At 66.2% G+C, this 23,950-nt stretch carries 20 protein-coding genes and 1 tRNA gene; 12 read left to right on the top strand and 9 right to left on the bottom strand.

The window, feature by feature from the left end:
- Positions 1-152: 152 nt before the first annotated feature.
- The 4 genes from AC1DFU_RS17075 to dnaG all read left to right on the top strand — a co-directional run bounded on the left by AC1DFU_RS17075 (position 153) and on the right by dnaG (position 4,390).
- Positions 153-1,406 carry a BaiN/RdsA family NAD(P)/FAD-dependent oxidoreductase gene (locus AC1DFU_RS17075; RefSeq protein WP_441590577.1) on the top strand — a complete coding sequence of 418 codons (1,254 nt, stop codon included), beginning with the start codon at positions 153-155 and terminating at the stop codon, positions 1,404-1,406.
- Between the two features lie 125 nt (positions 1,407-1,531).
- A complete protein-coding gene (rpsU, locus tag AC1DFU_RS17070; RefSeq protein WP_092290348.1) occupies positions 1,532-1,744 on the top strand; it encodes a 30S ribosomal protein S21 in 213 nt (70 codons plus the stop codon).
- A gap of 138 nt (positions 1,745-1,882) precedes the next feature.
- Positions 1,883-2,332, top strand: a complete 450-nt coding sequence (locus AC1DFU_RS17065; protein ID WP_092290346.1) for a GatB/YqeY domain-containing protein — start codon at positions 1,883-1,885, stop codon at positions 2,330-2,332.
- A 216-nt stretch (positions 2,333-2,548) separates the two neighbouring features.
- Entirely contained in the window at positions 2,549-4,390 is a 1,842-nt protein-coding gene (gene dnaG / locus AC1DFU_RS17060; protein ID WP_092290344.1) for a DNA primase, read from the top strand.
- A 162-nt stretch (positions 4,391-4,552) separates the two neighbouring features.
- On the opposite strand, the gene AC1DFU_RS17055 is transcribed toward dnaG, so the two are convergent.
- Positions 4,553-4,885, bottom strand: coding sequence for a hypothetical protein (locus AC1DFU_RS17055; RefSeq protein ID WP_255370671.1), 333 nt, complete (start codon positions 4,883-4,885; stop codon positions 4,553-4,555).
- On the opposite strand from AC1DFU_RS17055, the gene rpoD reads away from it, so the two are divergent.
- Both rpoD and AC1DFU_RS17045 read left to right on the top strand, forming a co-directional pair.
- Positions 4,884-7,193, top strand: coding sequence for an RNA polymerase sigma factor RpoD (gene rpoD / locus AC1DFU_RS17050; RefSeq protein ID WP_255370670.1), 2,310 nt, complete (start codon positions 4,884-4,886; stop codon positions 7,191-7,193). The genes AC1DFU_RS17055 and rpoD overlap by 2 nt on opposite strands.
- A 9-nt stretch (positions 7,194-7,202) precedes the next feature.
- A tRNA-Ile gene (locus tag AC1DFU_RS17045) sits at positions 7,203-7,281 on the top strand.
- Between the two features lie 289 nt (positions 7,282-7,570).
- Here AC1DFU_RS17045 and AC1DFU_RS17040 read toward each other — a convergent pair.
- Positions 7,571-9,127: a methyl-accepting chemotaxis protein gene (locus tag AC1DFU_RS17040; protein ID WP_441590576.1), complete on the bottom strand. Its 1,557-nt coding sequence runs from the start codon at positions 9,125-9,127 to the stop codon at positions 7,571-7,573.
- A 195-nt stretch (positions 9,128-9,322) separates the two neighbouring features.
- Between AC1DFU_RS17040 and AC1DFU_RS17035 the strand changes: the two genes are divergently transcribed.
- On the top strand, positions 9,323-9,931 hold the full coding sequence (locus tag AC1DFU_RS17035; protein ID WP_441590575.1) for a glutathione S-transferase: 609 nt from the start codon (positions 9,323-9,325) through the stop codon (positions 9,929-9,931).
- Between the two features lie 183 nt (positions 9,932-10,114).
- On the opposite strand, the gene AC1DFU_RS17030 is transcribed toward AC1DFU_RS17035, so the two are convergent.
- On the bottom strand, positions 10,115-10,924 hold the full coding sequence (locus AC1DFU_RS17030; RefSeq protein WP_441590574.1) for an IclR family transcriptional regulator domain-containing protein: 810 nt from the start codon (positions 10,922-10,924) through the stop codon (positions 10,115-10,117).
- 176 nt (positions 10,925-11,100) lie between these two features.
- Between AC1DFU_RS17030 and AC1DFU_RS17025 the strand changes: the two genes are divergently transcribed.
- Together AC1DFU_RS17025 and AC1DFU_RS17020 are read left to right on the top strand one after the other, a co-directional pair.
- The gene (locus AC1DFU_RS17025; protein WP_092290334.1) at positions 11,101-12,744 is read left to right on the top strand and encodes an acyl CoA:acetate/3-ketoacid CoA transferase; all 1,644 of its coding nucleotides are present in this window, start codon (positions 11,101-11,103) and stop codon (positions 12,742-12,744) included.
- A 74-nt stretch (positions 12,745-12,818) separates the two neighbouring features.
- The gene (locus AC1DFU_RS17020) at positions 12,819-13,817 is read left to right on the top strand and encodes a Bug family tripartite tricarboxylate transporter substrate binding protein (protein ID WP_441590573.1); all 999 of its coding nucleotides are present in this window, start codon (positions 12,819-12,821) and stop codon (positions 13,815-13,817) included.
- 167 nt (positions 13,818-13,984) lie between these two features.
- On the opposite strand, the gene AC1DFU_RS17015 is transcribed toward AC1DFU_RS17020, so the two are convergent.
- Positions 13,985-15,598 (bottom strand): alkaline phosphatase D family protein, encoded by a 1,614-nt coding sequence (locus tag AC1DFU_RS17015; protein WP_477159785.1) that lies wholly within the window; start codon positions 15,596-15,598, stop codon positions 13,985-13,987.
- Between the two features lie 260 nt (positions 15,599-15,858).
- On the opposite strand from AC1DFU_RS17015, the gene AC1DFU_RS17010 reads away from it, so the two are divergent.
- Entirely contained in the window at positions 15,859-17,373 is a 1,515-nt protein-coding gene (locus AC1DFU_RS17010; protein WP_092290328.1) for a DEAD/DEAH box helicase, read from the top strand.
- 76 nt (positions 17,374-17,449) lie between these two features.
- Here AC1DFU_RS17010 and gluQRS read toward each other — a convergent pair whose 3' ends face one another.
- The gene (gene gluQRS, locus AC1DFU_RS17005; RefSeq protein ID WP_092290326.1) at positions 17,450-18,319 is read right to left on the bottom strand and encodes a tRNA glutamyl-Q(34) synthetase GluQRS; all 870 of its coding nucleotides are present in this window, start codon (positions 18,317-18,319) and stop codon (positions 17,450-17,452) included.
- Between the two features lie 11 nt (positions 18,320-18,330).
- Positions 18,331-19,257, bottom strand: a complete 927-nt coding sequence (locus tag AC1DFU_RS17000) for a LysR family transcriptional regulator (protein ID WP_441590571.1) — start codon at positions 19,255-19,257, stop codon at positions 18,331-18,333.
- Between the two features lie 155 nt (positions 19,258-19,412).
- On the opposite strand from AC1DFU_RS17000, the gene AC1DFU_RS16995 reads away from it, so the two are divergent.
- Together AC1DFU_RS16995 and AC1DFU_RS16990 are read left to right on the top strand one after the other, a co-directional pair.
- Positions 19,413-20,111: a pirin family protein gene (locus tag AC1DFU_RS16995; RefSeq protein ID WP_441590570.1), complete on the top strand. Its 699-nt coding sequence runs from the start codon at positions 19,413-19,415 to the stop codon at positions 20,109-20,111.
- A gap of 192 nt (positions 20,112-20,303) precedes the next feature.
- Entirely contained in the window at positions 20,304-21,284 is a 981-nt protein-coding gene (locus AC1DFU_RS16990; protein WP_092290320.1) for a CobD/CbiB family protein, read from the top strand.
- 76 nt (positions 21,285-21,360) lie between these two features.
- Here the strand turns inward: AC1DFU_RS16990 and AC1DFU_RS16985 are convergent, their stop codons facing one another.
- Genes AC1DFU_RS16985 through AC1DFU_RS16975 form a run of 3 tightly spaced genes read right to left on the bottom strand, consistent with a single transcriptional unit; the run spans position 21,361 to position 23,894 of the window.
- Positions 21,361-21,666 (bottom strand): putative signal transducing protein, encoded by a 306-nt coding sequence (locus AC1DFU_RS16985; RefSeq protein WP_441590569.1) that lies wholly within the window; start codon positions 21,664-21,666, stop codon positions 21,361-21,363.
- A 15-nt stretch (positions 21,667-21,681) separates the two neighbouring features.
- Entirely contained in the window at positions 21,682-22,647 is a 966-nt protein-coding gene (gene rsgA / locus AC1DFU_RS16980; RefSeq protein WP_092290316.1) for a ribosome small subunit-dependent GTPase A, read from the bottom strand.
- Positions 22,644-23,894: a M48 family metallopeptidase gene (locus tag AC1DFU_RS16975; protein WP_441590568.1), complete on the bottom strand. Its 1,251-nt coding sequence runs from the start codon at positions 23,892-23,894 to the stop codon at positions 22,644-22,646. Before AC1DFU_RS16975 ends, rsgA begins: the two co-directional genes overlap by 4 nt.
- Between the last annotated feature and the right edge of the window lie 56 nt (positions 23,895-23,950).

Raw genomic sequence — 23,950 nt, 5'->3', positions numbered from 1 at the left:
GAAAACAGGAACGGCCAGTGCGATAAACGCTGAATTGGCGTCGATCGTGCCGGCAAGTGCGCATAAATAGGGAAGGACAGCAGGGTAGCACAGCGGCAGGCGGTGCGCCGGCGCGGCTTTTCGCTACAATCCACGCTTCTTGAAAGGCAGGTATGACAACAGGGGCGATGAAGGGCAAGGCCGAGCGGTTCGACGTGGCAGTGCTGGGCGCGGGTGCGGCCGGCATGATGTGTGCCGCCGTGGCCGGGCAGCGCGGGGCGCGTGTGGTGCTGATCGACCACGCGACGCGGCTCGCTGAGAAAATTCGCATCTCGGGCGGTGGCCGCTGCAATTTCACCAATCTCCAGGCCGGCCCGGCCAACTACCTGTCATCGAACCCGCATTTCTGCCGGTCGGCGCTGGCGCGCTACACCCCGCAGGACTTCCTGGCGCTGATGCGCCGGTATGACATCGGCTGGCATGAGAAACATCGCGGCCAGCTTTTCTGTAATGACAGCGCCGAGGACGTGATCCAGATGCTGCGCGCCGAATGTGACGCGGGCAGCGTGCACTGGCGCACCGGCTGCACCATCGATGAGATTCGCCGCGAAGGCGATGACTATCTGCTGCTGACCACGCAGGGCACGGTCCGCGCCGGTGCGGTGGTCGTGGCGACGGGTGGTTTGTCGATCCCGAAGATCGGCGCCACGGATTTTGGCTATCGCATCGCCCGCCAGTTCGGGCTCAAGATGATCGATACGCGGCCCGCCCTGGTGCCGCTGACGTTCGATGGTCAGGCGTGGCAGCCCTTCGTGCCGCTTGCGGGAGTGTCGATGGAAGTCGACATCAGCACCGGCAGCGGCAAGGCGGCCGGCGCGTTCAAGGAAGATCTGCTGTGGACGCACCGCGGGCTGTCCGGCCCGGCCGTGCTGCAGATTTCCAGCTTCTGGCGCCCCGGCACGCCGATCGAGATCGATCTGTTCGATGGCGAGGATGCCGCCGACTGGCTGATCGGACATAAAAAGGGCAGCCGCAAGCATCTGGCGAACCTGCTCGGCGAACGCCTGCCGTCGCGGCTGGCCGACGCATGGTGCGCGGCGGCCGGCCTGCCGGGCGCCCAGCCGGTGGCGGACCTGCCGGACAAGGCGCTGCGCCAGCTTGGCGACGCGCTGAACCGCTGGCAACTGGTGCCCTCGGGCACCGAGGGCTACAAGAAGGCCGAAGTGACGATCGGCGGCGTGGACACGCGCGGGCTGTCCTCCGCCACGATGATGGCGCGCGAGGTGGACGGGCTCTACTTCATCGGCGAGGTGGTCGACGTGACCGGCTGGCTGGGCGGCTACAACTTCCAGTGGGCCTGGGCATCGGCCGTCGCGGCCGGCGAAGCAGTGGCGGAAGCATCACGTGGCGCGAGCGCTGTGGCGTAGCCGGCACGGTCCGTCCAGGCGGGGCCGATGCGCGTGCAGCGTCACAGGCCTTGCGCTACAATCGGCGCTCTCATCACGCTGGCAAGGGCTGGCAGCCGGCAGTCTCTTCTTTCCTTTTTGGCCAAATGACGACGATTCGCCTCAAAGAAAATGAACCGTTCGAAGTCGCGATGCGCCGCTTCAAGCGCACCATCGAGAAGAACGGGCTGATTACCGAACTGCGCGCGCGAGAGTTTTACGAGAAGCCGACCGCCGAGCGCAAGCGTAAGCGGGACGCCGCGGTGAAGCGCCATTACAAGCGCATCCGCAGCCAGACGCTGCCCAAGAAGCTCTACTGATCGCGCCTTGCGTCAGCTCCGAACCCGCTGCGGGCATGGCTCCGGCGGGTTTTTGCGTTAAGGTCCAATTATCGGTCCGGGCGACGCCGCGCTGGCGCGCGCCTGGTTGCTGTCCATCCATTCTTTCGGAAATCTGCCATGTCCCTCAAAGCCCGCATCAACGACGACATGAAGGCCGCCATGCGCGCCCGTGAATCCGAGCGGCTCGGCACCATCCGCCTGCTCATGGCCGCTATCAAGCAGCGCGAGGTAGATGATCGTGTGGAGCTGGATGACGCCGGCATCACCGCCGTCGTGGACAAGATGCTCAAGCAGCGCAAGGACTCCATCTCGCAGTTCGAGCAGGCCGGCCGTACCGACCTCGCTGACAAGGAGAAGGCCGAGGTGGAAGTGCTGACCGCCTATATGCCGGCCCAGCTGTCCGAGGCCGAAGTGGCTGCCGAAGTCCAGAAGGCCGTGACCGAGTCCGGCGCGGCCGGTCCGCAGGACATGGGCAAGGTCATGGGCTTGGTCAAGGCGCGCCTGGCAGGCCGCGCCGACATGACGGCCGTCTCGGCGCTGGTCAAGGCGGCGCTGACGGGCAAGTGATCGACTGGCAATCGGCAAATTCTGGATGTTGGCGTGGCGTTGGGCGAAGAAGCCGTCAGGTTGACGGGGCTTGGCGATGAAAGCCCGGTTTTTCGGGCGCCACGTTGCATCTGCACTACAATGATTCGATAGCCACCGGGCGACGTTCCGGTCACGCATTCACAGAAAAGCGGTCGCCAACGCGGCAGGCCGCCCTCCATCAGGACGGTCAGTCGGGTGATTCCGCAATCCTTTATTCAGGACCTGCTCAACCGTGTCGACATTGTCGATGTGGTGGGCAAGTATGTGCAGCTGAAGAAGGGCGGCGCCAATTTCATGGGCCTCTGCCCGTTCCATAACGAGAAATCCCCGTCGTTCACGGTGTCGCCGACGAAGCAGTTCTATCACTGCTTTGGCTGCGGCGCACATGGCTCGGCCATCGGCTTCCTGATGGAGTATTCGGGCCAGTCCTATCCCGATGCGGTGCGCGAGCTGGCGCAGTCCGTGGGGGTGACGGTGCCCGAGGAGCGCGACCGCCTGCCGCCGGCCCAGCGTGCCGAGCAGCAGGCCAAGACCGTGGCGTTGTCCGATGCCATGACGCGCGCCACCGAGTTCTATCGCAAGCAACTGCGCGGGGCGCCGCAGGCCATCCAGTACCTCAAGGGGCGGGGCCTGACCGGCGAGATCGCGGCGAATTTTGGCCTGGGCTACGCGCCGGACGACTGGCAGGGCCTGGAAGCCGTCTTCGGCAGCTACCGGGACGACAATGTGGCTGCCCCGTTGGTCGAGGGCGGGTTGCTGATCGAGTCGAGCGAGAAGCGCGATGCCGACGGCAAGCCGCGCCGCTATGACCGCTTCCGCGACCGCATCATGTTCCCCATCCGCAACACCAAGGGGAATGTGATCGGCTTTGGGGGCCGGGTGATGGGTCAGGGTGAGCCAAAATACCTGAACTCCCCGGAAACGCCGCTCTTCAGCAAGGGAACGGAGCTGTACGGCTTGTTCGAGGCCCGGCACGCCATCCGCGAAAATGGCTACGTGTTGGTGGTGGAAGGCTATATGGATGTGGTGGCGTTGGCCCAGTTGGGCTTCGCCAATGCCGTGGCCACGCTTGGCACCGCGTGCACGACCGTGCACGTGCAGAAGCTGTTGCGCCAGACCGACGCAGTGGTGTTCTCGTTCGATGGCGACTCTGCGGGCCGGCGCGCGGCGAGGCGGGCGTTGGAAGCGTGTTTGCCGCACGTTGCCGACAACAAGACGATCCGTTTCCTGTTTTTACCGTCAGAACACGATCCTGACAGCTATGTACGGGAAGAGGGCACCGATGCGTTCGCCCGGCAAGTGCAGACCGCGATGCCGCTGTCGCGCTTCCTGCTCCAGGTGGTCACCGAGGAACAGGACCTGCGCCAGCCCGAGGGCCGCGCCCGTGCCCAGTACGAGGCCAAGCCGCTGCTCCAGTCGATGCCGGCCGGCGGATTGCGCCTACAGATCGTGCGCGAACTTGCCGATGCTACCGGTACGACACCTGCCGAGATCGAGGCCGTGTGCGGATTGGGCAGCGATTCGTCGCGGGTGGGGCGTTTCGCCCAGCCCAGGCCGCGCGCGCGCCGTCAGGCGCCGACCGGGCTGGAGCAGCGCGTGATTCAGTTGCTGATGAGCTATCCGTCGCTCGCTGGGCGTCTCGATGCCGATACGCGGGCGCTGCTGCTAGACAGTACAAGGCCGGAGGCCGAAGTACTCGCTCACTTGGTGGATGCCTGTGATGGCCTCCAGGGGGCGGTGAACTTCGCGGCATTCAGCGAGCATCTTGCGCAAACGCCCTATGCCGAGGTCTACGCGGGAGCCCGGACGGCGGTGCTCAAGGAAGAAATCGAGGAAGAGCCGGCGACGATGGAATTCGATGGCGCCATCCACAAATTATTGGCAGAACCCCTGCAGCGCGAGTTGGAAGCGCTCCAAAAGGCAGTTTCGGCCGGTGGGGCCAGCGACGCGGAAAAAACCCGCATGGTCTGGCTGGTGGCCGAGGTGCAGCGGCGCCGCCAGCTTGGCTTGCGGCCCGCCACGGCCGATGGAGCCTGAGCTGGCAGGGTGTTGAACAGGATGCAGTGGAAAGGTGAAATGGGGGCTTGAGTGCACAACGGTAGGTGTCCAGACGGGGATATCTGGCGCTTGTCCGGTGCTTAAGCCTTGATTTTTCAGGTGAAAACCTTACCTGAGTGGAAGCCGGGTGTTGGTGACGTGCTACAATGCCCGGTTTGGATTGCGAAATCTCTCTCCAGTACTGGCGAAAGTGAGCGTGCCAATGGCAAAGGCCAAAGCAACCGAAAGGGTAGCCGATAAGGCGCCCTCCAAAGCTCCCCAATCAGGGAGCGGCAAGGCGTCCGTGAATACAACGGCGGCGAAGACTTCGACCGCGACAGTCAGGACGACAACAGCCCGGTCTGCGCCAGCAAAGCCCGCGCACGGTGCAACTGCACCGGCAGGGACCACTTCCGCCAGGAATCGCATATCCGAAAAGACAAAGCCCTCGACTTCGGCACGCGAGAGCGGCGATAGCGCCAATACGAGCGGCATGCATGCCGCTTCTGCACCCGTGAAAGGCAAGAGTATCACCGTGGCGAAACAGCAGAATACCGAAGTCGAGAGCAAGCGTGCGGCAACGACGGCCAGCACCCGGAACGGAGCCGCCAAGACTGGCGCTGCCGCCGTGGCGCCAAAGGCCCGTGCCGCGACTCCCGCACCCGTTGCATCCGAGCCTCCCGCTGCCCCGGCCGTCAAGCCGGAGCCCAAGAAGCGTGGCCGCAAGCCCAAGGCCGAGATGCAGCAAGACGACAGCACCCCTGAAGACGTGACTGAAGAGTTTTACGAAAACGACGCGCCAGCGGCCGCCGCACCCGCCGCCACCGCTGCGCCCAAGACCGAGAAGCAGAAGGCCAAGGACCGCAAGGCCAAGGAAAAGGCGCTGCTCAAGGAGTTCGCCTCGACCCAGCAGGGCACCGAGGAGGAACTCGAGGTCCGCCGCCAGAAGCTCAAGGCGCTGATCAAGCTCGGTAAGTCGCGCGGCTACCTGACCTACGCGGAAATCAACGATCACCTGCCGGACGACATGGTCGATTCGGAAACGATCGACACGCTGGTCGCCACGCTGAACGACATCGGCATCGCCGTCTACGAGCAGGCGCCGGACGCCGAAACGCTGCTGCTCAACGACAACGCGCCGTCCGCCACGAGCGAGGAAGAGGCTGAGGAAGAGGCGGAAGCCGCACTTTCGACCGTCGATTCCGAATTCGGCCGCACCACCGACCCGGTCCGCATGTACATGCGCGAAATGGGCACGGTGGAGCTGCTGACGCGCGAGGGCGAAATCGAGATCGCCAAGCGGATCGAAGCGGGCCTGAAGGACATGGTCATGGCCATCTCGGCCTGCCCGGTCACGATTTCCGAGATCCTGGCGCACGCCGAGCGCGTGGCGAACGACGAGATCAAGATCGACGAGTTCGTCGATGGCCTGATCGACCCGAACGCCGACGACGTGGCGGTAGCAGCCCCGGCTGCGGCCGCAGCGGCAGCCGAGGAGGAAGATGTCGAGTCCGACGAGGAAAGCGACGGCGACGAGGAAGACGAGGACGACAGCGCTGCTGGCGGCGCGGCTTCCGCACGTCAACTGGAAGAACTGAAGCAGAACGCGCTGGAGAAATTCCGCGTGATCGCCGAGCAGTTCGACAAGATGCGCCGTGCCTTCGAGAAGGAAGGCTACAAGTCCAAACCGTACGTGAAGGCGCAGGAAGCGATCCAGGCCGAACTGATGGGCATCCGCTTCACCGCGCGTAACGTGGAGCGCCTGTGCGACACGCTGCGTGGCCAGGTGGATGAGGTGCGCAAGCTCGAACGCGCGATCCTGAACATCGTCGTGGACAAGTGCGGCATGCCGCGCTCGGACTTCGTCGCCCGCTTCCCGGGCAACGAGACGAACCTGGACTGGATCGAGACCGTGGTGGCCGACCACAAGGGCTACAGCACGATCGTCGAGCGTAACGTACCGGCCGTGCACGAACTGCAGCAGAAGCTGATCGACCTGCAGGCGCGCGTGGTGCTGCCGCTGAAGGAGCTGAAGGACGTCAACCGCAAGATGTCCGAGGGCGAGAAGCGCGCCCGCGAGGCCAAGCGCGAGATGACCGAGGCCAACCTGCGTCTGGTGATCTCGATCGCCAAGAAGTACACGAACCGTGGCCTGCAGTTCCTGGATCTGATCCAGGAAGGCAACATCGGCCTGATGAAGGCGGTGGACAAGTTCGAATACCGTCGCGGCTACAAGTTCTCCACGTACGCCACGTGGTGGATCCGCCAGGCCATTACGCGTTCGATCGCGGATCAGGCACGCACGATCCGGATTCCGGTGCACATGATCGAAACGATCAACAAGATGAACCGGATTTCGCGTCAGATCCTGCAGGAAACGGGCAACGAGCCCGATCCGGCAACGCTGGCCGAAAAGATGGAGATGCCGGAGGACAAGATCCGCAAGATCATGAAGATCGCGAAGGAGCCGATCTCCATGGAAACGCCGATCGGTGACGACGACGACTCGCATCTGGGCGACTTCATCGAAGACACGAACACGCTGGCGCCGGCCGAGGCCGCGCTGCATGGTTCGATGCGCGACGTGGTGAAGGACGTGCTGGACAGCCTGACGCCGCGCGAGGCCAAGGTGCTGCGGATGCGTTTCGGCATCGAAATGAGCACGGACCACACGCTGGAAGAAGTGGGCAAGCAGTTCGACGTGACGCGTGAACGGATTCGCCAGATCGAGGCCAAGGCACTGCGCAAGCTGCGCCACCCGAGCCGCTCCGACAAGCTGAAGAGCTTCCTGGAAGGCAACTAAGCCCTCCAAGGGCCTCTAGCTCATGCCTGGTTAGAGCAGCGGACTCATAATCCGTTGGTGCCGTGTTCGACTCACGGGAGGCCCACCAACTTACGTGGTAGTAAAAAAGGGGTTACGGTTGATGCCGTAACCCCTTTTTTATTGCGGATGCAACCGACGGATAAACATACGGCGGAAACTCCTGCTCCCCGCAGCCAAAACTCACGGCTGGCGCCATGGAGGCGGCAATCAGGAGAAGCGTCTTCACATTGCTAAACGGCCTGGAAAGTGTCATCGCGCTCTGGGTGTGAATGGAAAGAACGCGGACGCTATCACGCCGCAAATGCGGCGCCTATCGCACAACTACGAAAGCGCGCCGCCGAGCCGCCAAACCACCCTTAACCCGCCACGGCCGGCAGCCGGAACGATGCCACCGTCGTGCGCAGCACCCCGGCCTGTTCCTCCAGCGCCTGCGCCGCCGAGGCGGCTTCTTCCACCAGTGCGGCGTTTTGCTGCGTGACCTGGTCCATCTGGGTCACGGCCAGACTGACTTGCTCGATGCCGGCGCTCTGTTCGGTCGATGCCGCGCTGATCTCGCCCATGATGTCCGTCACGCGGCGCACGGCCTGGACCACGTCGCTCATCGTCGCGCCGGCCTGGTCGACCTGGCGTGTGCCGGCTTCGACCTCGCTCACCGTTTCATTAATCAGCTGCACGATTTCCTTGGCGGCGGTAGCCGAGCGCTGCGCCAGCGCGCGCACCTCGCCCGCCACGACGGCGAAGCCGCGGCCCTGTTCACCGGCGCGCGCCGCTTCCACGGCGGCGTTGAGCGCCAGGATGTTGGTCTGGAAGGCGATGCCTTCGATCACTCCCGTAATATCGCCAATTTTGCGCGAGGCGAGCTGGATATCGCGCATGGTGTCCACCACCCGGCGCACGTCCTCGCCGCCGCGCGAGGCGGTGTCGGACGCCTGCGTGGCCAGCGCATTGGCCTGTCGCGCGTTGTCCGCGTTCTGCTTCACGATGGACGTCAGTTCTTCCATGCTGGCGGCAGTCTGCTCGAGCGCGCTCGCCTGTTCCTCGGTCCGTTGCGAGAGGTCGAGGTTGCCGGCGGCAATCTGCTGCGTGGCGCTGGCGATGGCATCGCTGCCGCCACGCATGGTCTGGATGGCGCTTACCAGGCCGCGCTGCATCTCCTGCAGGCCGCGCGTCAGGGCGCCCATCTCGTCCTCGCTGGTTACGCGGATGGTCTGGGTCAGGTTGCCCCGAGAAATTTCGCTGAAGTTCTCAAGCATGCGGCCCAGCGGCGCCGAGATCGCGCGTTGCAGGCCGACCGCACAACCCAGTGCGGCGATGATGCCCAGGCCGATGGCACCGGCCACCATCCATTGGAAGCGCTGCGCGCGGGCCGTGGCGTGCTCGTACATCGCCTTGGCCTGGTCGCTCTGGTTGCGCTCGAGGGCGTCCACGGCGGCGGTCAGTGCGACGAACAGCGGCGGAATCGTCACCATCACCGCCTTGTCGGCGCCGGCGGCGTCGTTGGCGCGCAGCGCGGCGATCAGGGGCTCCACGCCATCGCGCAGGAAGGTCGCCCGCTTGCCTTCCACCTCGGCGGTCAGGCGCTTTTCCTCTTCCGTTTTCGGAAGTGCCTGATATTTGCTCCACGCGGCCTCGGACTTCTGCCGATAGGTCAGCGCCTTCTCGATGGTGACCGGCACGTCGGCGGCATCCGGGTGGAACACGGCGCGATCCAGTGTGGTGCGGATCACGGCGGCGTTGAGCTGGGACTTGGCCACCAGCGCCGTGGAGGCCAGCTGGTTGGTGTAGATCTCGTGGATATCGGCGCGGGAATCGCGCATGCCCACCGCGCCGATGATGCCGATGACTGTGAGCAGGGTCCCAAGCAGGGCAAGCGCGGCGTTGAGACGTAGGCGGATGGAGAGCTTGTTGAACATGGCACGGCCAGGTTGATGACGATGACGCCTTTAACGGTCGCCAACCTGATCCGCTGAAGCCCCGATTGACAATGTCGACAAAGGTCGACAGGAATTCAGCAGCGCCCCACAAAACCGTTGGCATCCGTACGTGCCCAACGCATCATATGGGGATCGGAATTTCCCTATGACTGTCCTTCCACGGAGCGCAGAAACATGAGACTGATCGGTATGCTCGATTCCCCGTACGTGCGGCGCGCGGCCATCTCGCTGGCCTTGCTCGACGTGCCGTTCCGGCATGAATCAGTATCGGTGTTCAGCACCTTCGAGCAGTTCCGGGCGATCAATCCGGTGGTCAAGGCGCCTTCGCTGGTCTGCGACGACGGCACCGTGCTGATGGATTCCACGCTGATCATCGACTACGCGGAAGCGGTGGCACGGCGCAGTCTCATGCCGTCTGAGCTGGGCGCGCGCCAGCGGGCGCTGCGCATCATCGGCCTGGCGCTGGCCGCGTGCGAAAAGGCCGTGCAGGATGTCTACGAGCACAACCTGCGCCCGGCCGAGAAGCAGCACCAGCCCTGGCTGGACCGCGTGGACGGGCAGCTCGCTCGCGCCTATGCGCTGCTGGAACAGGAAATTTCAACCTGCGCCGTGCCGGCCGATGCCAGCACGCTGACCCAGGCGGACGTGACCACCGCTGTGGTCTGGACCTTCACCCAGACGCTGCTGCCGGGAAGGGTGACGCCGGCGCAACATCCGTCGCTCGCGGCATTCACCGCCGCCTTAGAGCAATTCGACGTTTTCCGCAATTGGCCACACGCCTGAAGGTGCGCCCGTTCGGAGGTGCGATACCCCACCAATTTCCCCACAAATGGGTGATGTCGGCGGAGGGACCTTCGCGCAAGATAGTCCCGGGGCAACAGGATCCTTGCCCCGCTACCACTTCAGCCCCGCGACCTCCCCGGCCTGCGGGGCTCTTTCATTCCGGGGTCCGGTTTCGGATGCTTCCTATCGGGCGCGCAGGATCGCCTCGATCTTCTCCGCCGCCGCGCGCAGTGGGGGCAAGTAGTGCGATTCCAGATAGGCCTGGTTGCGGCTGCCCAGCACCATGCTGAGCCCCAGGCCGGCCACGGTCTTGCCGGTCTGGTCGCGTAGCGGCACGGAGATCCCGGCGAAGCCATCGACCAGTTCACTGATCAGCGTGCAGAAGCCATCCGCTCGAACTTGTTCGAGCTTGCGCGCCAGCGCCGCCCGCGAGTCGATCGTGAACGGCGTCAGCTTGCGCAGTTCGGCGGATTCCAGATAGGTCACCAGCGCCGCGTCGTCCAGCCCCGCCAGCAGCACGCGGCCCAGCGAGTGGGCGTAGGCGGGCATGCGGCGGCCGATGGCCATGTCCACGCGCAGCATCTGGCTCGGCTCCTCGCGCGCCACCAGCACCACCGAGTCGCGGTCGAACATGCCGATCGAGCAGCTTTCGCCCGCCTCGGCACAGAGCGCCTGCAAATAGGGCCGGGCCAGTTGCGGCAGGTTCATCGAGGCAAAGTAGGCATAGCCGAGGTCCATCACCTTGGGCGTCAGCGCAAAGTAACGGCCGTCCTGCGCCAGGTAGCCGTTGTGCTCGAGCGTCAGCAGCAGCCGGCGCGCGGCGGCGCGGGTCACGTCAAGTTGCTCGGCCACCTCCTGCATGGTCAGCCGTTCCACGCCGCTCGCGTACAGGCGCAGCAGCGCCAGCCCCTTGGTGAGCGAATCGAGCAGCTCGTCCTTTTTCGGGGCGTCGTGGGGAACGTCGTTGGCAGCGGTGGCGTCGGAGCGCGTCATGCGAGGGTCGGGAAGGGCCGATAAAGGGCCAGATGAAGGGGAAAGTCAGGGTTTGTCGGGATGCGGCGCACACTTGCGTCCGGGCGTCCGATCCGTATGATAGGCGTTTTGCGAACATTTGTTCGGGAATCGTGGGTCAGTAGAAACCACGACACAAGAAGAACCAGGAGACAGCAATGAAGGTGATCACCACCCGGCAGGCGGCCGAGCTTGTCCAGAGCGGCTGGACCGTGGCCAGCGCAGGCTTCGTGGGCGCTGGGCATGCCGAGGGCGTGACCGAGGCGCTGGAGTCGCGCTTCCTGCAGGACGGCCTGCCGCGAGACCTGACGCTGGTCTATTCGGCCGGCCAGGGCGACCGCGGCGCGCGCGGGGTGAATCACTTCGGCAATGCCGGCATGACCCGGACCATCGTCGGCGGTCACTGGCGCTCGGCCACGCGGCTGGCCACGCTTGCCATGAACGAGGACTGCGAGGGCTTCAACCTGCCGCAGGGCGTGCTGACCCACTTGTATCGGGCCATCGCCGGCGGCAAGCCGGGCGTGATGACGAAGGTCGGCCTCCATACCTTCGTCGATCCGCGCACCGCGCAGGATGCGCGCTACCACGGCGGCGCCATCAACCAGCGCGCGCACGACGCCATCGCGGCAGGCCGCGCCAACTGGGTCGAAGCGGTCGATTTCCGGGGCGACGAATACCTGTTCTATCCGAGCTTTCCGATTCATTGCGCGCTGATCCGCTGCACCGCCTCGGACACGCGCGGCAACCTGAGCACGCATCGCGAGGCGTTCCACCACGAGCTGCTGGCGATGGCGCAGGCCGCGCACAACTCGGGCGGCATCGTGATCGCGCAGGTGGAGTCGATCGTCGATTACCACGAGAACCTCCAGGCCATTCACGTGCCGGGCATCCTCGTCGATTACGTGGTGGTCAGCGAGGAGCCGGCGCACCATCAGATGACGTTCGCCGAGACCTATAACGCCGCCTATGTCACGCCGTGGCGCGGGGAGGCCGCTGCGGCGGCCGAAGCGGCCCGCGAGGCCGAGGCGCTGCCGGCCACCGCCGCGCCGCTCGACGCCCGCACCATCGTCCAGCGCCGCGCCGCGATGGAGATCGCGCGCCGCCAGCCGCGCGTGGTCAACCTCGGCGTGGGCATGCCCGCCGCCGTGGGCGCGCTCGCGCACCAGGCCGGGCTCGGCGGCTTCACGCTGACCGTGGAGGCGGGCCCCATCGGCGGCACGCCGGCGGATGGCCTGAGCTTCGGCGCCTCCGCCTACCCCGAGGCCGTGGTGGACCAGCCAGCCCAGTTCGATTTCTACGAGGGCGGCGGCATCGACCTGGCCATCCTCGGCCTGGCCGAACTCGACGGCCACGGCAACGTCAACGTGAGCAAGTTTGGCGAAGGCGAGGGCGCGCTGATCGCGGGCGTGGGCGGCTTTATCAACATCACCCAGAGCGCCCGCGCGCTGGTCTTCATGGGCACGCTGACGGCGGGCGGACTCGAGATCCGCGTCGAGGACGACCAGCTGCGCATCGTGCGCGAAGGCCGCGTCAAGAAGATCGTGCCCGAGGTGTCTCACCTGAGCTTCAACGGCCCGTACGTGGCCTCGCTCGGCGTGCCGGTGCTGTACGTGACCGAGCGCGCGGTGTTCGAGATGCGCGCCGACGCAAATGGCGAAGCGCGCCTGACGCTGGTGGAAATCGCCCCGGGCATGGACCTGCAGCGCGATGTGCTCGACCAATGCGCCACCCCCGTGGCCGTGGCCGATGACCTGCGCCAGATGGACCCGCGCCTGTTCCGCCCGGGCGTGATGACGCTCTGAATCTCGCGCGGTATCTATTAGTTAGTCAGTCGAAGAAGCAAGCCGGCCACGACCGGCCCATTGGAGGAAACACCGTGCATTACCAACGTCGTCGTTTTACGATTTCCGCGCTCGCGCTGTCCGTCGCCGCCACGCTGCCGCTGCTCGCCGCGCCCGCGCTGGCCCAGCAGGGCTACCCGGACAAGCCGATCCGCCTGATCGTGCCGTTCCCGGCCGGCGGCCCGACCGACACCGCCGCGCGCATCATCGGCCAGAAGATGGGCGAGAGCCTGAAGCAGACCGTGGTGATCGACAACCGCCCGGGCGCCTCGGGCACCATCGGCGCCGAGGCCGTGGCCAAGGCCGCGCCTGATGGCTACACGCTGCTGATGCTGGCCACGCCGACGCTGCTGGCCCCGCACCTGATTCCGCGCAAGAGCTACGACCTGTTCAAGGACCTCACGCCGGTGGGCGCGGCCTATGAGCTGCCGATCGTAATGGTGGTCAATCCGCAGTCGATGCCCGATGTGACCGACCTGCAGCAGTACATCGCCAAGGTCAAGGGCAAGCCCGGCGAGTTCAACTACACCAGCGCCGGTAATGGCAGCTTCGGCCATCTGTCGACGGAACTGCTGAAGAACCTCGGCCATTTCGACGTCCAGCACGTGCCGTACAAGGGCAGCGCGCCGGCGATTTCCGACCTGCTGGCCGGCCAGGTGCCGATGATGTTCGCGGACATGATCGCGGCGCTGCCGCACATCAAGGCCGGTAAGCTGCGGCCGATCGCGGTGGGCTCGGCCAAGCGCGTCAGCTTCACGCCCGATGTGAAGACGGTGGCGGAGCAGGGCTTCCCGGGCTTCGATGCGTCGTCGTGGGGCGGGCTGCTGGTGCCGGCCGGCACGCCGAAGGAGATCGTCGCCAAGCTCTCCGCTGAACTGAAGGCTGCGCTGGCCGATCCGACCGTCCAGCAGAAGATGCTGGGCGCCGGCACGGTGGCGTCCTACATGCCGCCCGATCAGCTCGCCACGCGCATGCGCAACGACTATGCGAAATGGGGCAAGGTGATCAAGGACAACAATATCAAGAGCGACTGAGGCTGGCCGTCGATTCAGACGGCCGTTTGGCGGTTCCTCGCCTATACCGGAGCGGAGCGGGGCGGGGGATGGGGCGGACCTTTGCCGATCAACATGTCGAACTTCGTTGATATTCCGGCCCTATCCTCCAACCCCTCTCCCTCCGGGAGCGGGGCGCCGCCAGTTGTTCAGCCCTGTGCCTGCAAGGTCTGCGCGTACTGCGACACGCCGTTCAGGTCGCGCAGATCCACGGTCAGCGCGCGCGAGGCCGGATCGATATTGATCTCGCCGAAAAACTGGAAACCGGCCAGCGGCGACAGGTTCTGCGCGGTCGGCGCCTTCTGAAACACCACGCGCGGCCCGAAGGTGTTGTCGAGCGGATTGGGACCGAAGCTGCCCGCGTTGAGCGGCCCCGCCACGAATTCCCAGAACGGATCGAAATCCCGGTAGACGGCCCGCTCGGGCGCGTAGTGGTGCGCGGCGCAGTAGTGCACGTCGGCGGTGATCCACACCACGTTCTTCAGGCCGGCCTGGCGCATCCGCGTCAGCAGCCGCGCGGTTTCCCGTTCGCGGCCCAGCGCCGGGCCGTCGCCATTGGCGATGGCCTCCCAGCGCGCGCGGCCCTGTGCATCCTTGCCATCGGGTACGCCGAGGCCGATCGGCATATCCGCTGCAATCACCTTCCACGTGGCGCGCGACGCCACCAGTTCCGCCATCAGCCATTCCAGCTGCGCGTTGCCGAGGAAAGGCGTGTCCTTGCCTTCCACGGTTTCGCGGTTGTAGCCGTTCGGGCCCCGGAAGCTGCGCATGTCGAGCACAAACACATCGAGCAGGGGGCCCTGGGCGATGCGGCGATGCACGCGCTCGTCCAGCCCCTGGCGGTGCCAGCGCATCGGCGCGTTCTCGAGGAAGGCACGCTGGCCGCGCGCCACCAGCACGCTGACGTCCTTCTCGGTGTAGCGCGCATCGCCGGACAGATCCTTCGACGCGGACCAGTTGTTGGTCACCTCGTGGTCATCCCACTGCCAGATCTGCGGCACCTGCCGGGCGAAGCGGCGCACGTTCTCGTCGAGCATGTTGTAGCGATGGCGGCCCCGGAATTCCTTCAGGGTCTCGGCCACCTTGCTGACTTCTTCGGTGACGACGTTCTTCCAGATCCGGCCGCCCTCGGCCTTCTGCTCGGCCTGGATGGGGCTGTCGGCGTAGATCGTGTCGCCGCTGTGAATAAAGAAGTCAGGGTTGCGCTGGCGCATGGCGTCGTAGATGCGCATGCCGCCCAGTTCCGGATTGATGCCCCAGCCCTGGCCGACCGTATCGCCGGACCAGACGAAGCGCACGGGGCGGTCGGCGGCCAGCGAGGGGGTGCGGAAGCTGCCGTCCAGCCACGGACCCAGTCCGCGCCGCTCGCCCGGGGTCTCGAACGCCACGCGCACGAAATACGGCTGGCCCGGCGCCAGGCCGGTCAGCAGCGTGCGGGCGGTGAGGTCGGTCTCGGCGATGGCCAGCGGCCCGGAGAGGCGGGCGGCGTTGCGGAACGACGGGTCGGTGCTGTATTCGACGACCATCCGCGCCGGGCGGTCGGCGCGGGCCCAGACCACGAGGCCGTCATCCGAGGGATCGCCCAGCTGAATGCCTGCCGGCGCACTGGGCCGGGCCGAGGACACCACGGCCGGTGCGGCGATCAATGTGCCGCTCAGTGCACTCAAGCCGACACCCAGACCCAGAAAGCGGCTCGATGTGCGCAGGAAGCGCCGACGGGCCAGATCGGTCGGGGAGGGCGCAAGTTGTGGCGTATTCGGCATGAATGGGTCTGGAATCGGGGTCAGGTGGGCCGCTGTCGGCACATCGTCGGGCCAGTATCGTCGCCGCGCCATGTGACACGGCGTTGACATGACATCTGGCGATACTCACGATGCACCGGACACTGATGGTAGAATCCAAGTCTTTGATTTTCTGGGCAATTGCCGATCGTGACCCAACGCCCCGCGTTGGCGCAGCCCGGCATGCCTTTCTCGAGACGCGTGTCAGTTGGCGCGGGCCTCGCCCGCCAGACACCGAAACCATGACGATGACGACCACCCCAGACCAGACCCCAGCCGCAGAGCAAACGTTCGAAAGCTTCGGGCTGGATTCGCGCATCCTGCGCGCCTTGACCGAACAGGGCTACACCACGCCGACGCCGATCCAGGCGCAGGCCATTCCGGTGGTCCTCCTCGGCAAGGACGTGATGGGCGCCGCGCAGACCGGCACCGGCAAGACGGCAGGCTTCGCGCTGCCGATCATCCAGAGCCTGCTGCCGATGTCGAACGCGAGTGCCTCGCCCGCGCGCCACCCGGTGCGTGCGCTGATGCTGACGCCGACGCGCGAACTGGCCGATCAGGTCTACGACAACGTGGCGCGCTACGCCAAGCATACCGACCTGCGCAGCACCGTGGTGTTCGGCGGCGTAGACATGAACCCGCAGACCGATGCGCTGCGCCGTGGCGTGGAAATCCTCGTCGCCACGCCGGGCCGCCTGCTGGACCACGTGCAGCAGAAGTCGGTGAACCTGTCGCAGGTGCAGATGCTGGTGCTGGACGAAGCCGACCGCATGCTCGACATGGGCTTCCTGCCGGACCTGCAGCGCATCATCAACCTGCTGCCGGCCCAGCGCCAGACGCTGCTGTTCTCGGCCACGTTCTCGCCGGAAATCAAGCGGCTGGCCTCGAGCTACCTGAAGCAGCCGGTGACGATCGAAGTGGCGCGCAGCAACTCGACCAACGAGAACGTGCGCCAGATGGTCTACCGCGTGGAAGACGGCCACAAGCAGGCCGCCGTGGTGCACCTGCTCAAGCAGCGCGCGTCGGAAACCGATTCGCGCCAGTGCATCGTGTTCGTCAACAGCAAGATCGGCTGCTCGCGCCTGGCGCGTCACCTGGAGCGCGAGGGCATCAACGCCGCCGCCATCCACGGCGACAAGACCCAGACCGAGCGCATGCAGACGCTGGAAGGCTTCAAGACCGGCACGATCGACGCTCTGGTGGCTACCGACGTGGCCGCCCGTGGCCTGGACATCCCGGCCATGCCGTGCGTGATCAACTTCGACCTGCCGTACAGCGCGGAAGACTATGTGCACCGCATCGGCCGTACGGGCCGGGCTGGCGCCAGCGGCGATGCGCTCTCGATCTACGTGCAGGGCGGCGATGACCGCCTGCTGGCCGATATCGAGAAACTGATCAAGCGCAGCATTCCGCGCGGCGAGCTGAATGGCTTCGACCCGACCGGCGAGCGTGCGCGCACAGAGGAAACGGACCGTCGTCGCCAGCGTGCCGATGTGCGCCGCACCCGTGACAACGGCGGTGAAGCGGCGGCGGAGGCGGAAGCCGTGCCGGGCCGTCGTCGCCGCACCGAAAGCGGTGGCCGTCAGGCGTTCCGTCCGTCGGACGATCCGTTCTTCTCGCGCCCGTACGAGCCGTCGAACCATCACGCCAACGCGCAGCCGGCCGACGAGCAACTGGCTGCCGCGCTGAGCCGTGGCCGCCCGGCGCCGAAGCGTCCCGTGGCCGCGCTGCTGGGCGGCGCGCCGCGCAAGTCGTAACAGACTGCCCGGGCAAAAAAATGGCACCTTCGGGTGCCATTTTTGTTTGGTGCGCGAGGTTCTGAAGAGCGCCCGGTCAGCGCTGCATCACCGCCCACTGCCCGGTTGCCGCCGCCAGCCAGCCCGGCACGCTAGTCTCGCCATTGGCGATGCCGAGATGCGTCCCGGCCATGCGCAGCGCTTCCAGCGGCGCGGCCGTGTCGATGGCCTGCGCGCCGCTCTGCTTACTGAGTTTCTCGCCATCGGCATTCACCACCACGGGCACGTGCAGGTAGGACGGCGTGGGCAGGCCCAGCAGATGTTGCAGATGGATCTGGCGCGGCGTGGAGTCGAGGAGGTCGGACCCGCGCACGATATGGGTGATGCCTTGCGCGGCGTCGTCGACCACGACGGCGAGCTGGTAGGCCCACAGGCCGTCCGCGCGGCGCAGGACGAAATCGCCGAGTTCCGTTTCCAGGTCCTGGCACTGGCGACCCTGCCAGCGGTCGTCGAAACAGATCATGGCGGCCGGGCCGTCCGGCACGCGCACCCGCCACGCGCGTGGCAGCTTGCCGTGCAGGCCGTTGCGGCAGGTGCCGGGGTAGCCGAGCGTCTGGTGGCGCTCGCGCACATGGATCAGCGAGTCGGCGATCTCCTTGCGCGAGCAGCCGCAGGGGTAGAGCTGGCCGCTGGCGTCGAGGCGGCGCAGCGCGTCGCCGTACAGCGACTCGCGGCGGCTCTGCCATTCGGGCGCCTCGTCGGCGTGCAGCCCGAGCCGTTCCAGGGTCTGCAGGATGTCGAAATCGGCGCCCTTCACGCAGCGCGGATAGTCGATGTCCTCGATGCGGACCAGCCAGTCGCCACCATGGGCGCGGGCGTCGAGCCAACTGGCCAGCGCCGTGACCAGCGAGCCCAGGTGCAACGGGCCGGTGGGCGAGGGCGCAAAGCGCCCGCGATAGCGGGGCATCGGCAACTCCCTCAGGCCGGCTGGCTGGCTAGCGGCGGCTGCATCAGCGCCTGCGCAAGGCGGGGGTCTTCGAGCTTGCTGGTCCACCATTGCAGCGCCTTGCCGCGCGAGCTGGTGCGCCACGCCACCTTGAAATTGCCGGGCGCGCGCACTTCCACGGTCTCACGGGCCAGCAGCACGCCGCTTTCGATATGGGGCGCGGCCATCGGGGCCGGCAGCCAGCCGCAGCCGAGGCCACGGATCTGCGCCTCGAGCTTGTCACGCATGGTCGGCACCACCAGGACATCCTGCCCGGCCAGCACGCCGTGCGTACGCGCCGGCAGGTTGCGCGAGGTATCGCCCACGGCCACGATGCGGTGCTTGGCGATCTGCATCGTCGTCAGCGGTCCTTCCTCGGTGGCCAGCGGATGGTGCGAGGCCACCGCGAACACGAACGGCACCGACCCGAGCGGCCGCACCTGGAAGCCCTGCGTGCTGGGCGCCTCGTAGGCCCCGCCGATGACCAGATCGACCCGGTTGCTGACCAGCGCATCCCAGGCGCCGCCTAGCACTTCCTTCGAAAAGCGCAGCCGCGTGGCGGTGTTCTCGGCATAGAAATCCTGGATCACCGGCAGCAGCGCGCGAAAGTTGACGAGGTCGTCCAGGGCGATGCTGAGGTTGGCCTCCCAGCCCGTGGCGAGGCGCTTGACGCGCCGCGCGAGGTCGTCGGCCGCGTGGAGCAGGTGGCGGCCTTCGTCCAGCAGGGCGCGGCCCGCCGGGGTCAGTTCGGCGCGGTGACGGCGGCGGTCGAACAGCAGGACGTCCAGATCCTCTTCCAGCTTTCGGACCACATAGGTCAGCGCCGAGGGCACCTTGCCCATTTCGTGGGCGGCGGCGGCAAAGCTGCCCTTGCGCTCGATGGCGTCCAGGACTTCGAGGGATTCGAGGGAGAGTGGCATGTTCAGAAAATCTGAATGAATTCTTCTAACTGGGTGCCCGCCAATATACGCCGACTCCCCTAAACTGCCTAGCATCGAAACGCCGCTGACCCAAGCCAGTCCGATTGTGACAGGCAATTTTGGGAACCTCGGAGGCCACAAGGAGGGCCATCAAAATGATTGAAATCCGTAAGTCAGACGAACGCGGTTATGCGGACCATGGCTGGCTCAAGTCGTATCACAGCTTCTCCTTCGCAGATTACTACGACCCACGCCATGTTCAGTTCGGGCCGCTGCGTGTGATCAATGAGGATCGCGTGGCGCCGGGCATGGGCTTTGGCACGCACGGCCACCGGGACATGGAAATCATCAGTTATGTGCTCGATGGCGAACTTGCGCACAAGGACAGCATCGGCAATGGCAGCGTGATCCGCCCGGGCGATGTGCAGCGGATGAGCGCCGGTACCGGCGTGCGGCACTCGGAATACAACCACGCCGCGCACGACACCACGCACTTCCTGCAGATCTGGGTGATTCCTGCCGAGAACGGCATTGAGCCGGGCTACGAGGAGCGCAATTTCCCGGTCGAGGAAAAGCGCGGCAAGCTGCGCCTCGTCGTCAGCCCGGATGGTGCTGAGGGCTCGGTGGTGATCCATCAGGACGCGCGGCTCTACGCCGGGTTGTTCGATGGGGACGAGGGCGCCACGCTGGCCATCGCCCCGGGCCGCCGTGCCTATGTGCACGTGGCGCGCGGTGCGATCACGGTCAACGGCCAGGCGCTCGGGGCCGGCGATGCTGCGAAGCTCGAAGCGGTCGAGGCCATCACCCTGACCCAAGGCAGCGAGGCCGAAGTGCTGGTCTTCGACCTGCCCTGAACGCGACGTTAGCCTGTCGTCGTCCGCCCGCCGGTGCCCCCGGCGGGCTTTTTCATGGATGCGTTTAACACCTGCTTACAGGTCTTTCCCATTGACGGTGCGGCGTGACGCTATGCTATCGTCTGGCTATACCGCAATGCGACCGGACCGGCACTTCGCCGTCGCGCCAACGTCCGTCGCCACCGTCACGCGATGACCTTTGTTTCCATTCTTCTGGCGCTGATCGCCGAACAGTTCCGAGCCTTGGGCCGGAATAACCCTATTTACGACATCGTGCGCGTACTGGGGGAGCGGGCCGAACACGCCTTCGACACGGGCCGCCCGCGCGATGCCGCGCTGGCCTGGCTGACCGCGGTGCTGCCGCTCACGCTGGCTGCCGTGCTGGTCCACTACCTGCTGGCGTCGATCAGCGTGGCGCTGACCTTGGCCTGGAACGTCCTGCTGCTCTATCTGACCCTCGGCTTCCGCCAGTTCAGCCACTTCTTCACCGATATCCACGAGGCGCTGAATCGCGACGACCCGCATACCGCGCGCACGCTGCTGCATGAGTGGACCGGGCTGGACACGGTCGACATGCCGGTCAGCGAGATCGTGCGTCACACGCTTGAGGCGGCCATCATCGCCGTCCATCGCCATGTATTTGGGGTGTTTTTCTGGTTTCTGGTGCCGATTGGCCCGGGCGGTGTCGTGCTGTACCGCACCGCCGAGTTCCTCAGCCGGCAGTGGAACCAGCCGTCGAACGAGCGCAGCCCGGCGCTGGGGCGTTTTGCCTCGCAGGCGTTCTATGTGCTGGACTGGGTACCTTCGCGGCTGACGGCGATCGGGTTTGCCATCGTCGGCAATTTCGAGGATGCCGTGTACGCGTGGCGCAACCACGCGCGCAAGTGGAATGATGCGATCAACGGCATCCTGCTCGCCAGCGGCGGCGGGGCGCTGGGCGTGCGGCTTGGCGCGCCGCTGGCCGAGGACGATTCCAGCGTGATGCTGCGCACGAGCCTGGCCGGCGTGGACTACGCGCCGGGCATGGAAGACACCGCCGAGCCGGTGCCGCCCGAGTACGGCGCCGACCCCGGCGTGCGCACGCTGCAATCGGCGGTGGGGCTGGTCTGGCGCGCGGTCATCCTGTGGATGCTGTTGCTGGCGATGGTGTCGCTAGCGCTCTGGGTGGGCTGACCGCAGCCTTCGACCAAGATCCACCAAGAAGAAACGCCACGATCGTGGCGTTTTTTTATTCCCTTGGTTTTCCCGATTACTCCCGATGCGCCCCGCAGCGCCAGCACGACGCAAACTGCGCCTCGTGCCATTCCGCGCAGCCCGTGCATTGCCAGCGTGGCCCTGGCGGCGGGTTGGCGGCGGCGTTGAGCACGGCCCAGGCGTCGGCTTCTGCCGCATCGTCGAGAATCCAGACCTGCGGCGCGCTCTCCTGGAACGGGATGTCCCCGGCCGCACCGCCCAGCCACGTGTTGCGGACCTCGGCGCGAATGCCCGCCGCCCGCAGCACGTTCTCGCAGTGCGCGGCATGAACCAGCGATGTGGACCGCAATAGCAGCTTCATCGGGCTACTCCACGGTTACCACGGCTTCTGCTGCCGGGACTCGTGCAGCAGCTGCGTGTACAGCTGATGGCGGCGCTCGGAGATCTCGCCGCCGTCGATGGCCGCCAGCACGCCGCAGCCGGGCTCGTTGATGTGATGGCAGTTATAGAACCGGCATTCGGTGAGCCTGGGCCGGAACTCGGGGAACGCGCGCTCCAGCATGCCTTCGCTGAGGTGGTGGAGGCCGAATTCCTGGAAGCCCGGCGAGTCGATCAGGTAGCCGGGCCGGCCTTCGACCGTGCCCCAGTCGGCCGGCAGGTGATAGAGCCGGGTGAACGTAGTGGTGTGCTTGCCGGAATCGAGCTTGGCCGAAATTTCACGCGTCTGCGCTTCCACGCCGGGAATCAGCAGGTTCAGCAGCGACGACTTGCCCATGCCCGACTGGCCGATCAGGATGCTCGACACCCCGGCCGTGCGCGGCTGGAGTGTCGCCAACGCCTCTTCCGGGCGGCCATGGACGGACAGCTCGACGGTGTCGTAGCCCAGGTCCTGGTAGAGCTTCAGGCGCCGCCGGGCGTCGTCCAGCCGTGCGGTCAGGTCGGTCTTGTTCAGGATGACGAGGGGACGAATCGCCAGCGCCTCCGCCGACACCAGCGCGCGGCCCAGCAGATCCTCGGAAAAACTCGGCTCCGTGGCCAGCACGATGACCACCTGGTCGATATTGGCGGCCAGCATCTTGGACTTGAACTGGTCCGAGCGATGCAGCAGGTTCTTGCGTGGCGAGACGGCGGTGATCACGCACTGGTCCGCCGCGGCCATCTCCACGGCCACGTGGTCGCCCACGGCGCAGTCGCTCTTCTTGCCGCGCGGGAACGCGTGGATCCGCGATCCGTCGCCCAACTCCACCACATAGTGGCGGCCATGGGCGGCGATGATCAGTGCGGTCTCGGAAGCTTGGCCGGTGCCCTTGCCGGCGTTGTGATGGCGCGCGTGACGGTTCATGCGTGCGCCAGCAGGCGGTCGATCCGCTGCGCCGCCGGCGGGTGCGAATAGTAGAACGCGCTATAGATGGGGTCGGGCGTCAGCGTGGACGCGTTGTCCTTGTACAGCTTGACCAGCGCGGACACGAGGTGACCGGCATTGGTCTGATGGGCCGCGAACTCGTCGGCCTCGAACTCGTGCTTGCGCGACGACTGGCTGGCCAGCGGCCCGAGCACGAAGGTGAACACCGGCAGCGCCAGGAAGAACAGCACCAGCGCCAGCGCGTGGTTGCTGGTGCCGAAGTTCGGCAGCACCCCCAGCCCCGTGTAGAACCACGCCCGCGTGGACAGCCAGCCCAGCAGCGCCAGGAACACCAGCGAGAGCGCGAAGGTCACCGCAATCATCTTGGCCACGTGGCGGCGCTTGAAGTGACCCAGCTCGTGCGCCAGCACGGCTTCCACTTCCTCGCCGTCCAGGCGGGAGAGCAGGGTGTCGAAGAAGACGATGCGCTTGGCCGCGCCGAAGCCGGTGAAGTAGGCGTTGCCGTGCGCGCTGCGCTTGCTGCCATCCATGACGAACAGGCCCTTGCTGGCAAAGCCGCACTTGCGCAGCAGCGCCTCGATGCGCTGGCGCAGGCCCTCGTCGGCCAGCGGCTCGAACTTGTTGAAGAGCGGGGCGATGAAGGTCGGCACGATCACCTGCAGCAGCAGGCTGAAGGCCATCCACAGCAGCCAGGTCCAGACCCACCAGTAGGTGCCGGCGCGCTCCATCAGCCACAACACGGCCAGCAGCAGCGGCAGGCCCAGCACGCAGGCGACCAGCGTCATCTTGGCGAGGTCGAGCAGCCACAGGCCGAACGTCATCTTGTTGAAGCCGAAGCGCTGCTCGATGCCGAACTGGCCATATAGCGAAAACGGCAGGTCGACCAGGCCGCCGATCAGCGCCACGCTGGCAATCAGCGCCACGCCGTACAGGTAGCCGCCGCCGTCGAACACACCGAGCCAGAAGTGGTTCAGCGCGTGCAGCCCGCCCAGCATGGTGAAGCCGACCAGCACGGCGGCGCCGGCCAGCACCTCCAGCATCGACAGCCGCGTGCGGGCGATGGTGTAGTCGGCGGCCTTCTGGTGGGCGGAGAGCGTGATGGTGTCGGCGAAGCGGGCCGGCACGGCGCCGCGATGGCGGCCGACATGGCGCACCTGGCGCGCGGCCAGCCAGAGCTTGGTCAGCACCATGACGACCAGCGCGGCCAGGAAAATCAACGTGAACATCGGCAAGGCCATAGTAGTTTCGCGAAAGTCGCTCGGTGAGACTGCCGACCGGCGGC

This window comes from Cupriavidus sp. 10L45 (genome assembly GCF_056395225.1).
This window is presented reverse-complemented; position numbering and strand designations above follow the sequence as displayed.

Bases quoted from the DNA above. Each gene is read 5' to 3' on its own strand.
- AC1DFU_RS16990 (WP_092290320.1), top strand. From the start codon at position 20,304: ATGACCTTTGTTTCCATTCTTCTGGCGCTGATCGCCGAACAGTTCCGA.
- AC1DFU_RS16975 (WP_441590568.1), bottom strand. From the start codon at position 23,894: ATGTTCACGTTGATTTTCCTGGCCGCGCTGGTCGTCATGGTGCTGACC.
- AC1DFU_RS16985 (WP_441590569.1), bottom strand. From the start codon at position 21,666: ATGAAGCTGCTATTGCGGTCCACATCGCTGGTTCATGCCGCGCACTGC.
- AC1DFU_RS17030 (WP_441590574.1), bottom strand. From the start codon at position 10,924: ATGACGCGCTCCGACGCCACCGCTGCCAACGACGTTCCCCACGACGCC.
- AC1DFU_RS17040 (WP_441590576.1), bottom strand. From the start codon at position 9,127: ATGTTCAACAAGCTCTCCATCCGCCTACGTCTCAACGCCGCGCTTGCC.
- AC1DFU_RS16995 (WP_441590570.1), top strand. From the start codon at position 19,413: ATGATTGAAATCCGTAAGTCAGACGAACGCGGTTATGCGGACCATGGC.
- AC1DFU_RS17015 (WP_477159785.1), bottom strand. From the start codon at position 15,598: ATGCCGAATACGCCACAACTTGCGCCCTCCCCGACCGATCTGGCCCGT.
- AC1DFU_RS17075 (WP_441590577.1), top strand. From the start codon at position 153: ATGACAACAGGGGCGATGAAGGGCAAGGCCGAGCGGTTCGACGTGGCA.
- AC1DFU_RS17055 (WP_255370671.1), bottom strand. From the start codon at position 4,885: ATGCCGCTCGTATTGGCGCTATCGCCGCTCTCGCGTGCCGAAGTCGAG.
- AC1DFU_RS17000 (WP_441590571.1), bottom strand. From the start codon at position 19,257: ATGCCACTCTCCCTCGAATCCCTCGAAGTCCTGGACGCCATCGAGCGC.
- AC1DFU_RS17035 (WP_441590575.1), top strand. From the start codon at position 9,323: ATGAGACTGATCGGTATGCTCGATTCCCCGTACGTGCGGCGCGCGGCC.
- AC1DFU_RS17065 (WP_092290346.1), top strand. From the start codon at position 1,883: ATGTCCCTCAAAGCCCGCATCAACGACGACATGAAGGCCGCCATGCGC.
- AC1DFU_RS17025 (WP_092290334.1), top strand. From the start codon at position 11,101: ATGAAGGTGATCACCACCCGGCAGGCGGCCGAGCTTGTCCAGAGCGGC.
- rsgA (WP_092290316.1), bottom strand. From the start codon at position 22,647: ATGAACCGTCACGCGCGCCATCACAACGCCGGCAAGGGCACCGGCCAA.
- rpoD (WP_255370670.1), top strand. From the start codon at position 4,884: ATGCATGCCGCTTCTGCACCCGTGAAAGGCAAGAGTATCACCGTGGCG.
- rpsU (WP_092290348.1), top strand. From the start codon at position 1,532: ATGACGACGATTCGCCTCAAAGAAAATGAACCGTTCGAAGTCGCGATG.
- gluQRS (WP_092290326.1), bottom strand. From the start codon at position 18,319: ATGCCCCGCTATCGCGGGCGCTTTGCGCCCTCGCCCACCGGCCCGTTG.
- AC1DFU_RS17010 (WP_092290328.1), top strand. From the start codon at position 15,859: ATGACGATGACGACCACCCCAGACCAGACCCCAGCCGCAGAGCAAACG.